The organism is Tardiphaga sp., from assembly GCF_028290785.1.
Lineage (GTDB): Bacteria > Pseudomonadota > Alphaproteobacteria > Rhizobiales > Xanthobacteraceae > Tardiphaga.
Genome location: NZ_JAQGJD010000289.1, coordinates 1 through 13,763, shown reverse-complemented (window position 1 = coordinate 13,763; position 13,763 = coordinate 1). Strand labels below are relative to the sequence as shown.

The window sequence follows — 13,763 nt, the reverse complement described above, 5'->3', positions numbered from 1 at the left end:
GCGGCGCTTCCGCGGGGCGTTCGGCCGGCAGCAGCGGTGCGATTTGCGGCATCGGCTCCAGGACGTCCCACTGGCAGATCTTGTAGTTGCCGCGGCGCTCGGCGAGATCGATGTGGATGTGGTCCTCGTGATAGCCGTCCGAGCCGGGGCCGAGCACCGTGGAAAACCGCGTACATACCGACAGCAGCACCTTCTCGCGCAGTTCGCGCGGGGTGCCGCGCTCGGTCAGCGCAATCGACTGGCCGTTGGCGAGTTTCAGCCCGCGGAGGTCGAGGGCGTTGGCGCGGCCGTGCTCCGACATCTTGGCGCCGACCACGCGATTGCGGCCGCGGCAGTCGAACGAATCGAAATTGTCGAGTTCGATGAGCCGGGTGCCGAGGCTGGCCGCCATCGGCGCCATGTCGGTGCGGATCCAGTCGGCCACCGCGGTGGCCATCGAGCAGCGCATGGTGCCGCCCGGCTTCAGCGGCACGCGGGTCTTGTCCGGCAGGATCACCGCCTCGAGATGCACCATGTCCGGACCGCCGCAGGCGCCCGGCCCCTTGATATCGGGCACGCTGGGGGCAATCGCGATGGCATCGGTGAGCGCCAGGCGGCAGGCCGAGGGCGGCGGCGGCTCCGCCGGGCGCGCTTCGGCGGCGGGCTGTTCGGGCTCGACGGGCTTGTCGGAAGCGGCCGGCTGCTGCGGCTGCTCGATCGCAGGCGCCTCGGCGGGGCGCGATTTCGGCAGCGGCACCCGGCCGGCGGTCAGGTAGGCCTGCGCCGGCGCGGCGACGAGCAGCAGCGCCACCACCATGGCCATTGTTCTTTGGTCGCAGCCGAACCCGCCAAATGGCCATTTCCGGCCGGCTTCCCCCGCGCTAAACTTCATGGCAAGACCTTGGATAACAAGACCTTGGGAAAACAAGACCTTGCCGGACAACCGGCAAGCCCATGCAGATACGGAGGAACGTTCGAATGCTCGGCTTGATGCAAGACTGGCCTTTGCTGTGTCATCGGATTATCGATCATGCCGCCAAGGTCCATGGCGAGCGCGAAGTGGTCAGCCGCTCGATCGAAGGCCCCATCCACCGCACCAACTACGCCAACATTCGCGCGCGATCGCTGCAGGTCGCGCAGCGTCTCGACCGCGACGGCATCAAACTCGGCGACCGCGTCGCCACCATTGCGTGGAATACCTGGCGTCATCTCGAATCTTGGTACGGCATTATGGGCGTCGGCGCCATCTGCCACACCGTCAACCCGCGTCTGTTTCCCGATCAAATTACCTGGATCATCAACCATGCGCAGGATCGCATCGTTCTGCTCGATCTGACCTTTGTTCCGCTGGTGGAAAAGATCGCCGACCAGATCCCCAGCGTCGAACGCTACATCGTGCTCACGGACCGGGAACACATGCCGGCCACTACGCTGAAGAACGCGATCGCCTATGAGGACTGGATCGCGGAGGTCGATGGTAATTTCAAGTGGAAGAGCTTCGACGAAAATACCGCGGCGGCGATGTGCTACACTTCGGGCACCACAGGCGATCCCAAGGGCGTGCTGTATTCGCACCGCTCCAACGTCATGCACGCGCTGATGGCCAACACCGGCGACTCGCTGGGTGCCAACGCCGCGGACACCATGCTGCCGGTGGTACCGCTGTTCCATGCCAATAGCTGGGGCATCGCCTTCTCGGCGCCCTCGATGGGCACCAAGCTGGTGTTCCCCGGCGCCAAGCTCGACGGCGCATCGGTCTATGAGCTGCTCGAGACGGAAAAGGTGACGCACACCGCCGGGGTGCCGACCGTGTGGCTGATGCTGCTCAACCACATGGCCGCCAACAAGCTGAAGCTGCCGCATCTGCGGACGGTGGTATGCGGCGGTTCGGCGATGCCACGCTCGATGATCAAGGCGTTCGTCGACATGGGCGCCACGCCGCGCCATGCCTGGGGCATGACCGAGATGAGCCCGATCGGCACGCTGGCCGCACTGAAGCCGCCCTTCGACCAGCTCGAAGGCGACGCGCGGCTCGATATCCTGCAGACCCAGGGCTATCCACCGTTCGGCGTCGAGATGAAGATCACCGACGACGCCGACAAGGAACTGCCATGGGACGGCAAGACCTTCGGGCGCCTCAAAGTGCGCGGCCCGTCGGTATCGGCGGCTTATTACCGCGTCGATACCAACATCCTCGACGACGAGGGCTTTTTCGACACTGGCGACGTCGCCACCATCGACGCGCACGGCTACATGCGCATCACCGACCGCTCCAAGGATGTGATCAAGTCCGGCGGCGAATGGATCAGCTCGATCGATCTGGAAAACCTCGCGGTCGGCCATCCGCAGGTGGCGGAGGCCGCGGTGATCGGCGTCTATCATCCGAAGTGGGACGAGCGGCCGTTGCTGATCGTGCAGCTGAAGGCCGGCCAGACCGCGACGCGCGAGGACATCCTGCATTACATGGACGGCAAGATCGCCAAATGGTGGATGCCGGATGACGTGGTGTTCGTCGATGCCATCCCGCACACCGCCACCGGCAAGATCCTGAAGACGGCCCTGCGCGACCAGTTCAAGACCTATAGCCTGCCGAACGCGGCGGCATAGACGGCGTCCTTCTCCTCGCTCTTGTTGAGCGGGGGAGAAGGCACGAGGCCTATACGACAGGACAGCGTAACATCCGCACATGACAAAAGACGCGCGAGCCCTCTCGCGCGTCTTTTGGCGTCCGAAGCAGAGCGATGGTTAAGCCGCCTGCTTGTGCATCGTGCCGGTCGCAGAAACGGTCCCGCGAATGGCCTTGATCGAACGCTCGATCGCGGCCCACAATTTGCCGACTTCACCGGCGGCGCGACCGTCTGCAGCATATTCGCGGGCGCCTTCACCCTCGGCCAGCGCCAGCAGCAGGTCGGCGCGGTTGGTGATCTGTCCCGACCACACCGGCGCCTTGAACTTGGCCAGCGCCTCGCGGGCGATGGTGACGATGCGGCTTTCGACTTCGTCACGACGCGCCGGGGCGCCGTTGATCACCACCGCATAGGGCTTGCGCGCGGCGCGGCAGCTCTGGATCGTGTCCTGAACCGCGTTGACATCGAACACGCCGGGACGCGCCGGAATGATCACCATGGTGGCGTTCTTGATGGCATCATCGACGACAGCCGAGGTGTTCGGCGGCGTGTCGATGAATACCCATTCGATGCCATCGCGCTTGGCGCCGGCGATAATCTCGGAAACCGAACGATTGGCGACCTTCAGCGCCGGCTCGTTGGTGCCGCGCAGCTTGTGCCACAGCGTCAGCGAACCCTGAGGGTCGGCATCGATCAGCAGGCACGGCTTGGAAGATTTGTGAACCTGTGCAGCAAGGTGTGCAGCCAGGGTGCTTTTTCCCGAGCCGCCTTTACGCGATGCAAAAACAATAACGTTCATATGTTCGGCCTCCAGATTGACCCCGAGGGCGAAAATGAATCAGCGCGTTGATTCGCGAAAGAAAAATTTGTAGGCAATTCAAATATCTGTACGTGATTTATGGGTGAAGCTGGCTTTTGAGTCACACAGTGCGTCGCAACAGGCGAGATTGCGTCAATTGTAGTACGCGCGCGGACACATTCCGGACTCACTTGGTATCGATGTCACGCTCGTTGTTCTTGCCACGTTCCTTTTTGAGCTGATACCCGGCCCATTTTCGCTCGAGCCAGCCGAGAAATTGCGCGACGGGTTTTTCAAGCAACGGAATATCTTGCGCGATCAAGACCAGCCCGAGCGGCAGCATCCACAGACCGAGCACTGGAAGAATGCTGAAGATTCCGCCGAGCACCAGCAGCAGCGCCAACGGAATTCGCACCAGCTTGGACGACGGCTTGCGCAGCCAGCCAACGAACTTCGCCGGCCCCGGCGGAATTTTAGTCTCGAACCAGGCAAAGTGGCGGTCAATTTCCGCCTTGTAGTCGATTGTTTCGTTCAATTTCATATTCCTCGCTGCCGGCAGATGTGGCTGACCGGCGCGAATGCCAGCGCGTCGGAATGTCGCGCGCGATTGACCGGTGCCGACAGAGTAGGCGTCACGCAGGCGGTGTCGGGTAGGTCGGCCGCTAGCTGTTCTTGCGCGGCTTCTTCGCCTTGCGCGGGGCAATGGCCAGCGGTTTGCGCACCCGCTCCCGCTTCATGGCGGGATCGGCCTCCGGCTCGTGAAAGAACTGCGCGCAACCGGGGCTGAGCTGGGCGCGCCGCTGGATCATGCAGGCGGTCACGCGATCGACGTCCGGAATGGCCGAACTGCACAGCCGGAACGCATCGCCGCTGCACAATTGTTGCTGGTCTTCGGTGTAGGCCCGCGCCGGAATGGCCGAAGACATCGACAACGCGATGCCGGTCGCGAACAAGAAGGCAAATCGCAGTTGGGATTTTGACATGACACCCCCGATGATGCGCCAGACCGAAAGTCTGGGCGAGCGGCAATCGGTTGGCAAGCGACGAAAGCGCGCCCCGCCACATGTCCGTCAGGATTCGTTGGCGCCGACGCCGCGGTCATCGAGCAGGCGTTGCCCCTTTGGCGTGATGGCAAATTTGGTAGCTTCGGTCGGTTTTGCCGCTTTGGACACTTCGACCAATCCGTCAACGATCAGCCGGTCCAGCACCGCCCGCTTGTCGGCATTGAGATCCAGCCCCGAGGCGCGCGCGATATCGCACATCACGGCAATGCCGGTATCGCTGATAGTGGCTTCGGTCATGGCGGCCTCCCTGTCCGGTTTACGAGCCAACGTGGCGCGGCGGCGCTGGTTCCGCCGAGAACGTTGACAGGATCGACGCGGCTAATCCGGGTGCCCATCTGCCACGACGGCATCGTTCAGCGATTCCTATCCGGCCTTTATGCCGTCGCTGTCCCACCCCACTCGCTTTCCTATGCGCGCCTGTGTGATCACCCGGCTCCACAGGGGCGGCGACCATTCATCTATCCCTCACGCCAGGCGATACCACGGGGGCCGCGAACGCGACGGGACGGCGCCGCGCCGGCGCGTCCCACGCAACGGACACGTCCGCAGCGCCGCACGCCGGCAAGCATGCCGCGACGCTGCGGGCCTGGCTGCTGGCGCTGCTGCGTTTTGCGGTGACGCTGGAAAACAGCGACAGGATGGTGACGCTCGCGGCCGCCACCGAACTCGACCGGCCAGGCGTTGCCGGCAACGGCGCGGCGTTCTGGTTTTTTACCCGCGCCAGCATCCGGCTTTGCGCCGCCATTGCCGCGCCGGAGCACGAGGCCAGCGCCGCCACACTGCAAGAGCATCTGGCGCGCATCGCCGACCCGCGGCTGCAGCGCGCCTTCGCCGCGGCGCTTGATATCAAACTGGAAAAGAAGAAACGCCCGGCGAGATGTCATCCGCAACCCATCGATCTTTGGAAGGGGCTGCGGCGCTAGGCCCCGCCGACGTCAACCGTCGGATCGACACCCACATGCAAGCCCAGATGGCGGTTCTGAACCTCGCCCCGCCCGAAGCCAATGACACCGCCCCGCCCCCCCGCGACCTGAATATCGGCGACGGGCTCGCCGGTCGGACAGTGGCTTGCGATGGCAAGGGGATGACTTGAGGGGGTGGTACAGTTGGCTGGTCTCGAACCAGCGACCTCCTGCTCCACAAACAGGCGCTCTAACCAACTGAGCTACAACTGCATCCTTGATCGGCCCCATGGAGGGGGTCGCGAACTGGCGGCAAACTAGGGTTTGCGCGGCGCTTTGGCAAGGCCGCGGAGCCCCCGGAAATCACGATTATTGGGCGCAACCAATCTCGGGCGTCAACAAATCCTGGCACAAACAAAAGCCCGGGCCGACGGCCCGGGCTTTCGGCGATTAAATTCGATGTCCGCTTAGGCGGCAGGCTTGAACAGCTTGGTGGCGCTGGTCTTGATCGGCTCGGAGGTCTCGGAAACGATCTTCTGGGTCAGTTCGGCGAGCTCCTTGGTCTGACCGGTGAAGGCCTCGATCTGCTTGCGGGCAAATCCGGCCCACAGCTCCATCGCGGCGGACGGCGACTTCACGCCGACCAGCTCCTGGGCGAAATCCAGCGTCGCGCCGGTGTTGGTCTTCACGATGTCGAGCACCTTGCTGGAATATTCGGTGGCGCCGCGGCTGGCGCTGCCAAAAACGGCTTCCATGGTGATGTTGTGGGTCTCGGCGGCGTCCTTGAACTTGGCATAGCCTTCGCGCGCCTGCGAAACGCCCTTTTCAGCAAAAGCACGGACGTGCTCCGGAACCTGGAATGGAATGACGGAAGATGAGAACGGATCGGTCGATTCGGCCATGACGTGCTTCCTTCGTGTTGCAATCAATATCGATGAAACAGTCCCCGCGGATTGCCGTCGGAAGCGTCGCTGCTCACGGTCGGCAGGCGGGAAGTCAGAACGCCCGCTTTGGAGCGCCGGACATGGCTACCGCAATATCATGTCGAATTTGTGCAGCGCAACGGAATATTGCACCGCAAAAATGCATGACAGGCCGGCCGGAACACTCGTTCCGGCCACGGAACCTTCGATCTTACAACTTTTAATAGGTTCAGCTCTTCGGCTTGGCGGCTTCCATCGCCGCGCGGCTCATGATCTGACCCATTTCGCTGGCCTGCTCGGCCAGGGCCTTCATCTGGTTTTGCACATACTCGCTGTGCAGCCGCATCACGTCGCCAAGATCCTTGGCGTGCAGCAGCTTCTGGGCGTAGTCCAGCGACGCCGCGACGTTCTTTTCGGCATAGGTGATGGCCTTGGTGCTGACCTCCTTGGCGCCGGAGCGCACGGTGGCGCCGCGGTCCTCGATCGTGCTGGCGGTGCTCTGCGCGCTGGCCATAAACTTCTCGAACGCCTGGCGGGCCTGGTCGAAACTCGCTTCGGCCATCGATCGCATCTCTTTCGGAATCTCGAACTTGTCGCTCATGTCCCACTCCCTTGCGCTGACGGAGGCATCCACGGCCCCGATTGCCCGTTGCAATCTAACGAATCCAGGCTTCGCCGGTATGACGCGGCGTCCCTTCCCCGTCGCCCATCGTGGACCTTTGCTCCGGTTTTGCAACTGCGACGCCACGCCCCGCCCGATGGTTCGGCACGATGCCGACAATTAACGGTATTGCTGCTTTCCTTGTGCGAAACCCTTGGGGGCGTGGACCTTCAGAGCCGCGCGCGCGATACTAACGAAGTGTTAAGGCTGTCATCTTTTGGGCGGCAAGCCGTGCCCTCCTCATCCCGAGAGCGACAAACCAGTCAGTCATGAAGAGCCGATGAGCAGTGCGGAATTCCAGTTGCGGGGCGTCGGCGATGCCAGGCTGGCCGTGCATGCGACGAGCAGCCAGCCGGCGTGGCTGTGGTCGCTCGATGGAACGCGGATCCTGTGGGCCAATCCGGTCGGCGCGAGGCTGTTCGGCGCCAGCAACGCTGCCGCGCTGTTCGCGCGGACATTCGGCCCCGCCGACCAGCACCGCCGCCAGATCGCGCAGCTTGGTAACCGGTTGGCCCCCGATGCCGCGGTTCGGCTGGAGCGGCTGCGCGGCTTCGGCGCCCGCCTCGGCAGCCTGATGACCTGCGCCTGCGCGCGGCTGGATTTTGCTGATGGCGGCGCCGGCATCCTGGTGATCGCCGTGGAGCCCACCGGGCGCCTGATGCCGCTGGTCGAGCGGCTGCAAAATCTGGTCGAGGGCATCGATACCCCGATCGCCGCGTTCGCCCGCGACGGCCTGTTCATCGGCGCCTCGGCGACCGCCCAGGTCCTGCTCGGCTTCCGCAACCTGTCCGACGCCGGCCTCGACCATGCGCGCCACAATGCGCTGAAGGACGGCCGCGTCGAAACCCCGATCGGCCTCGGCCACATGGTGCTGCAGCGAGTCGGCAGCGGCGCCGATATCGGGCTGGTGGCGCTGATCGCGCCGGACGCCACGCCTGCCGAACATGCGGAGCCGGTCGACGATGAGTCCGCGCCTTCCCTTGCCGATGTCGTGGAAGTAGATCCGGCGCTGGCGCCGGCCGAGCCGATCGACCACGCCGTAGAAGTGCCCCCGCAACAAGCCGCGGCGGAGCCTCCCGAACCCGCCTTCGAAGCATCGGCAACGCAGGACATCGCAACGGACGAACTCAGCGAGCCCGAGGCCACCTCGGAGCTCGAAGCCGCTATTGCGCAGACCATTGCGCAGACCGGCACGCTTTATCCGATCCACCCCCACGAGCCGTCGCCTTATGTCGAAGCCGTCGCCGACGAGCCCGCTTCAGCCGAAGCGGAAACGCCCGCGCCGGAGCTCCGCACCACGCCGCTGCGCTTCGTCTGGCGGATCGACGCCGAGGGCCGCTTCTCGCTCGACTCCGATGAATTCGTAGAACTGATCGGCCCCCGCACCGCCGCCGTCCTCGGGCGCAGGTGGAGCGAGATCGCCGAGCCATTCGGCCTCGATCCCGATGGCCGCGTCGTCCAGGCGATGGCGACACGTCAGACCTGGAGCGGCATCACGCTGCTGTGGCCGGTGGACGGCGGCGGTCGCTTGCCGGTGGAATTGGCGGGCCTGCCTTTGTTCGACCGCGACCGCCAGTTCGCCGGCTATCGCGGTTTCGGCGTGTGCCGCGACCTTGAGGCCATGAACCAGCTCGCCGAAGCCCGCCGCGAGATCATCAGCGATCCACCGCCAAGATCGCTGTCCGCCGACATCGCCCAGGCCGGGCCGGTCGGCGACAGCATGGACGAACCGCTCGCGCTCCCCGAACCGACACCCGAACCAGCACCACCAACCGATCCGGACAGCCCCGTGGAACCTCCCAAGAACGTCGTGCAGTTCCGACCGGGCGATCTGAAATCGCCGGTGCTGACGCCTGTCGAGAACAGCGCCTTCAACGAGCTGGCGCGGCAACTGTCGCAGCGGCTGGAGGCCGAGACCGGGCTGACCACCGACCAGCGCGACCCGCAGCCGGTGGAGGTCGAAGCGCCCGAGGCGGAGCCGGCCGCGCCGGAAACGATCGCGTCCCCGACCTCGCAGCCGGAATGGCTGGCGACGCCGCCGGCGCCGGCGCGCGGCGAGATGCTGCGCGACAAGGTGCTGCTCGATCTGCTGCCGGTCGGCGTGCTGATCTACCGGCTCGACCGGCTGCTGTTCGCCAATCCAGCCTTCCTCGCGCGCGTCAACTACCCCTCGCTGCATGCGCTCGAAGAAGCCGGCGGCCTCGATGCGCTCTATGTGCGGCCCGACGTCTCGGCGACGTCGAGCACGTCGGACGGCGGCACCGCGGTGACCATCACCGCGACCGAGAAATCTGCCGGCACGGCACTGTCGCCCACCGAGGCGCGGCTGTTCACGATCGCCTGGGACAACGAGCCGGCGCATGCGCTGATCTTCTCCAGCTCGCGCGCCGAGCCCGCGCTCGCGCCTGCCGCCGTTGCGGCGCCCGAGGCTGCCGCGGAGGCGCCCGTTGCCGAACCGCCGGCGCCGGACGAGGCCGCGATCGATGCCGAAGAGTTGGCGGCGATCCTCGACACCACAGCCGAGGGCATCATCATGTTCGACGCCGAGGGCAACATCAATTCCTGCAACCGCAGCGCCGAGGCGCTGTTCGGCTATGACGGCGCGCAACTGACGCAACGCAACGTCACGGATCTTTTCGCACCGGAAAGCCGCCGGGTGGTGCGCGACTATCTCGACAGCGTCAAGGAGGCCGGCGTCGCCAGCCTGCTCGACCATGGCCGCGAGGCGCTCGGCCAGGCCCGCGCCGGCGGCCTCATCCCGCTGTCGATCATGATGGGCCGCACCCGGCCCGGCGGCCCGAACTTCTTCGCCATGTTCCGCGATCTTACCCAGGCCAAGAAGACGGAGAGCGAGCTGCTGCATGCGCGGCGCCAGGCCGACCGCGCCGCGACCGCGAAGGCCGACGTGCTGGCGCGGATCAGCCACGAGGTGCGCACGCCGCTCAACGCCATCATCGGCTTTGCCGAGGTGATGATCGACGAACGCTTCGGCCCGCTCGGCAACGAGCGCTACGGCGAATACATGAAGGACGTCCGCGCCTCCGGCGAGCGCGTCCTTGCCATCGTCAACGACCTGCTCGACCTCTCGCGGATCGAGACCGGCAAGCTCGACCTCGCTTTCACTACGCAGAACCTCAACGAGATGGTGGAGCAGTGCGTCGCGGTGATGCAGCCGCAGGCCAACCGCGGCCGCATCATCATCCGCACCTCGCTGGCGCATCTGTTGCCGACGGTGGTGGCGGACGCCCGCGCATTGCGCCAGATCACGCTCAACCTGATCGGCAATTCGATTCATCTGGCCAATGCCGGCGGCCAGGTGATCGTCTCCACCGCGCTGTCGGATTTCGGCGAGGTGATGCTGCGGGTCCGCGACACCGGCCACGGCCTCAACGACCACGAACTCGCCGCCGCCATGGAGCCGTTCGGCAGCCAGGCCCCGGCCGACCAGTCCGCGGAAAGCTCCGGCGTCAGCCTGTCGCTGACCAAGGCGCTGGTCGAAGCCAACCGCGCCCGCTTCCAGATCAAGACCGCGCCGAGCTCCGGCACCCTGATCGAAGTGGTGTTTTCGAACGCCGTGGTGAAGGCGTAGTCGCTATTTTCGTTGGTAGGATGGGTTGAGCTCTTGCGAAACCCATCACCCTCTGCCGATGGGTTTCGCAAAGGGCTCAACCCATCCTACCGACTGCCTCCTCTCAATAGGGTAGAGCTTTGTGGGTTGACCAAAAAGTCACTCGCCTGGTCGGCCTCGCGGACGTTTTGTAATTTGCTGACTTCGAAAGGCTAACCACGCACTGACCCAAGCAAGCCCCCAGACTGAAAGAAACTGCGAGACCGGAGGCATGAGAAAGAAGGTGCGGGACGCGGGCCAAAAGAAAAATGTTAGTAGGGCGATAGTGGATAGGAGCCAAGTTGCGTGCATCCACGGCCCTCGCCCACCATAGACGGCCACTATGGTCGGGATGAAACTGACCGCAAGAATGACGACGAAGATGAATATAAAGAGCATGGTTTTCGTTCCGTCATAGAAGGTCTGACATAACTCGCCGCCCTGGTTCGTAGGATGGGTTGAGCTCTTGCGAAACCCATCACCCTCTGCCGATGGGTTTCGCAAAGGGCTCAACCCGTCCTACCGACTTACTTCACCTGCCCCCCGAACCTGGAATCCCTCTAGAACACGCCAATCGCGACATTGCGTCGCGTGCCCGTTACGGCCTGCTGCGCTACTCCATCCGGCATTGCCACCTGCCTTTGCCGGAGTGCCTTGATGACCGCACGCCGCATCCTCGCCGCCACCGCTCTCGCTCTTGTTTCCTTCAGCGCCGCTACCGTGCAGGCGGCCGAAGAGGTCAACGTCTACACCTATCGCGAGACCAAATTGGTGCAGCCGCTGTTCGATGCGTTCAGCAAGGACACCGGCATCAAGGTCAATGTGATCTCCGCCTCGTCTGGCCTCGAGCAGCGCATCAAGGCCGAGGGCGCCAACAGCCCCGCCGATGTGTTGCTGACGGTGGACATCGGCCGCATCGACGACGCCGTGCAGGCCGGCGTGACGCAGCCGATCAAGTCCGACGTCGTCGACAAGATCGTCCCCGCGCAATACCGCGATCCCGACGGCCACTGGGCCGGCATCTCGATGCGCGCCCGGGTGGTCTACGCCTCGAAGGAGCGCGTCAAGCAGGACGCCATCACCTATGAGGAACTGGCCGACCCGAAGTGGAAGGGCAAGATCTGCATCCGCTCCGGCCAGCATATCTACAACAACGCATTGTTTGCGGCCTACACGGCCAAGCACGGCGAAGCCAAGGCCGAGGAATGGCTGCGCGGCGTCAAAGCCAACCTCGCGCAAAAGCCCTCCGGCGGCGACCGCGAGACCGCGCGCGACGTCGCGGCCGGCAAGTGCGACATCGGCATCGGCAACACCTATTACTGGGCGCTGATGATGAACGCCGAGCCCGAGAAGAAGCCGTGGGCGGAAGCTACCAAGGTGATCTTGCCGACCTTCGAAGGCGGCGGTACCCATGTGAACCTGTCCGCGGTGCTGCTGGCCAAGCACGCGCCGAACAAGGCCAATGCACTGAAGCTGATCGAATGGCTGGCCGGCGAACACGCCCAGCAGCTCTATGCCGACGCCAACTACGAATACCCGGTGCGCGCCGGCGTCGCCGTCAACCCGACCATCGCCGGCTACGGCAGGCTGAACGCCGACCCGATGCCGGTGGCGAAGATCGCCGCCAACCGCAAGGCGGCGGCGACCCTGGTGGACAAGGTCGGGTTTGATAATTGAGGACAATGTATAGCGCGCTTTTTCTTATCCCTCCCCCCCGGCGAAGCGAAGCTTCGCAGGGTGGGGAGGGTGGCCCGGCGAAGCCCAGCGAAGCCGGGTCGGGTGGGGGGGCGCCCCGCGGAAGCATTGAGCGTGGGGCGCCCCCCACCCCGGCCTCCCTTTCAGCGTTGCTGCGCAACGCTTCATTCGGCCGACCCTCCCCACCTAGCGAAGCTTCGCTTCGTCTGGGGGGAGGGATTGCTGCGCCGCCATCGTGAAATCCTCCCGCGTTCCCCTCGCCGCCACCACCATCGCCGCGCTCACCGCGCTGGCCGTCGCTACGCCCGTCTTCAGCATCGCCTTCCTGGCGCTGCAGCCGGCGCCCGAGCTGTGGCCGCATCTGCTCGCTTATGTGCTGCCGCAGGCGCTGCGCGATACCGCGCTGCTGCTGCTCGGCGTAGGCGCCCTCGCCCTGCTGGTCGGCGCCGGTTCGGCGTGGCTGATCTCGTCGCACGAGTTTTCCGGCCGCGCGCTGCTGCTGTGGCTGATGCCGCTGCCGCTGGCGATCCCGACCTATCTGGCGGCCTACGTCTATGTCGACCTGTTCGAGCCGCTCGGCCTGGTGCACCGCGCGCTGGCGACCGCGATGCCGCTCACCGACGCCATCCGCTGGCTGCCAAGCCTGCGCTCCCTGCCCGGCGCGGTCTTCGTCGTCGGGCTGGTGTTGTACCCCTATGTCTATTTGTCGGCGCGGGCCATGTTCCAGCATCGCAGCGCGGAATTTGCCGAGGCCGCCAAAGTGCTCGGCGCCGGCCGCTGGACCACGTTCCGCCGCGTCTCGCTGCCGATGGCCCGGCCCGCACTCGCGGTCGGCGTCGCGCTGGTCTCGCTGGAAACGCTGAACGACATCGGCGCCAGCGAATATCTGGGCGTGCGCACGCTGACGGTCTCGATCTTCACCACCTGGCTCAACCGCAGCAGCCTCGCCGGCGCAGCGCAACTATCCCTGCTGATGCTGGCCATCGTCGCGCTGCTGATCGCGATGGAACGCGTCGGGCGCCGCAACGTCAGCGTCGAATTCTCGGCGGAAAATCCCCGGCTGGCGCCGCGCACGATGCTCCGCGGCGTCAGGGGATGGCTGGCTTTCGCTGGCTGCGCGATTCCGGCGTTGCTGGGTTTTGCGGTGCCGCTGTTGTATCTGCTGCGCGAAACCATGCGACGCGGGCTGTGGTGGAGCGAGACGTCGGTGTGGCGCGATGCCGGCCATACCATCACGCTGGCCGCGATCGCCACCGCGATCGCGCTGCTGCTCGGACTGATCGTGATCGTCGCGCAGCGCTGGCAGGCGTCAAAGCTGACCAACGCCTCGCTGGCGATCGCGCAGACCGGCTACGCTTTGCCCGGGCTGGTGCTAGCCCTGGGCCTGCTGACGCCGGTGCTGGCGATCGACGGCGCGCTCAATACGCTGGCGGCGTGGCTCGGCCTGGCATCACCGGGGCTGGTCATGGTCGGCTCGGGTGCGGCCGTGGTGATCGCCTATGTGAT

At 65.1% G+C, this 13,763-nt stretch carries 12 protein-coding genes and 1 tRNA gene; 5 read left to right on the top strand and 8 right to left on the bottom strand.

All coding sequences use genetic code 11. The features are described 5' to 3' along the window. The coding region (locus JWR89_RS17475; protein ID WP_299718373.1) for an extensin family protein at window positions 1-871 on the bottom strand (871 nt) is incomplete at its 3' end. A gap of 86 nt (window positions 872-957) precedes the next feature. On the opposite strand from JWR89_RS17475, the gene JWR89_RS17470 reads away from it, so the two are divergent. Further along, on the top strand, window positions 958-2,586 hold the full coding sequence (locus tag JWR89_RS17470) for a fatty-acid--CoA ligase (RefSeq protein WP_299718371.1): 1,629 nt from the start codon (window positions 958-960) through the stop codon (window positions 2,584-2,586). Window positions 2,587-2,724: 138 nt separating this feature from the next. On the opposite strand, the gene JWR89_RS17465 is transcribed toward JWR89_RS17470, so the two are convergent. The 4 genes from JWR89_RS17465 to JWR89_RS17450 all read right to left on the bottom strand — a co-directional run bounded on the left by JWR89_RS17465 (window position 2,725) and on the right by JWR89_RS17450 (window position 4,706). Then, the gene (locus JWR89_RS17465; RefSeq protein WP_299718368.1) at window positions 2,725-3,405 is read right to left on the bottom strand and encodes a ParA family protein; all 681 of its coding nucleotides are present in this window, start codon (window positions 3,403-3,405) and stop codon (window positions 2,725-2,727) included. A gap of 187 nt (window positions 3,406-3,592) precedes the next feature. Further along, window positions 3,593-3,940: a hypothetical protein gene (locus tag JWR89_RS17460; RefSeq protein ID WP_299718366.1), complete on the bottom strand. Its 348-nt coding sequence runs from the start codon at window positions 3,938-3,940 to the stop codon at window positions 3,593-3,595. 127 nt (window positions 3,941-4,067) lie between these two features. Continuing rightward, entirely contained in the window at window positions 4,068-4,358 is a 291-nt protein-coding gene (locus JWR89_RS17455; protein WP_299718364.1) for a hypothetical protein, read from the bottom strand. 117 nt (window positions 4,359-4,475) lie between these two features. Continuing rightward, entirely contained in the window at window positions 4,476-4,706 is a 231-nt protein-coding gene (locus JWR89_RS17450; protein WP_299718362.1) for a hypothetical protein, read from the bottom strand. Window positions 4,707-5,083: 377 nt separating this feature from the next. On the opposite strand from JWR89_RS17450, the gene JWR89_RS17445 reads away from it, so the two are divergent. Then, window positions 5,084-5,392, top strand: coding sequence for a hypothetical protein (locus JWR89_RS17445; RefSeq protein WP_299718360.1), 309 nt, complete (start codon window positions 5,084-5,086; stop codon window positions 5,390-5,392). Window positions 5,393-5,567: 175 nt separating this feature from the next. Here JWR89_RS17445 and JWR89_RS17440 read toward each other — a convergent pair. The 3 genes from JWR89_RS17440 to JWR89_RS17430 form a co-directional block, all read right to left on the bottom strand. Then, window positions 5,568-5,644: transfer RNA gene (locus JWR89_RS17440), tRNA-His, on the bottom strand. A 194-nt stretch (window positions 5,645-5,838) separates the two neighbouring features. Beyond that, window positions 5,839-6,273: a phasin gene (locus tag JWR89_RS17435; RefSeq protein WP_299718358.1), complete on the bottom strand. Its 435-nt coding sequence runs from the start codon at window positions 6,271-6,273 to the stop codon at window positions 5,839-5,841. A 250-nt stretch (window positions 6,274-6,523) separates the two neighbouring features. Further along, a complete protein-coding gene (locus tag JWR89_RS17430) occupies window positions 6,524-6,895 on the bottom strand; it encodes a phasin (protein ID WP_299718356.1) in 372 nt (123 codons plus the stop codon). Between the two features lie 340 nt (window positions 6,896-7,235). Between JWR89_RS17430 and JWR89_RS17425 the strand changes: the two genes are divergently transcribed. The 3 genes from JWR89_RS17425 to JWR89_RS17415 form a co-directional block, all read left to right on the top strand. Next, window positions 7,236-10,544 carry a PAS domain S-box protein gene (locus tag JWR89_RS17425; RefSeq protein ID WP_299718354.1) on the top strand — a complete coding sequence of 1,103 codons (3,309 nt, stop codon included), beginning with the start codon at window positions 7,236-7,238 and terminating at the stop codon, window positions 10,542-10,544. Between the two features lie 675 nt (window positions 10,545-11,219). After that, window positions 11,220-12,239 carry a Fe(3+) ABC transporter substrate-binding protein gene (locus JWR89_RS17420; protein ID WP_299718352.1) on the top strand — a complete coding sequence of 340 codons (1,020 nt, stop codon included), beginning with the start codon at window positions 11,220-11,222 and terminating at the stop codon, window positions 12,237-12,239. Between the two features lie 253 nt (window positions 12,240-12,492). Then, the coding region (locus JWR89_RS17415; protein WP_299718350.1) for an ABC transporter permease subunit at window positions 12,493-13,763 on the top strand (1,271 nt) is incomplete at its 3' end.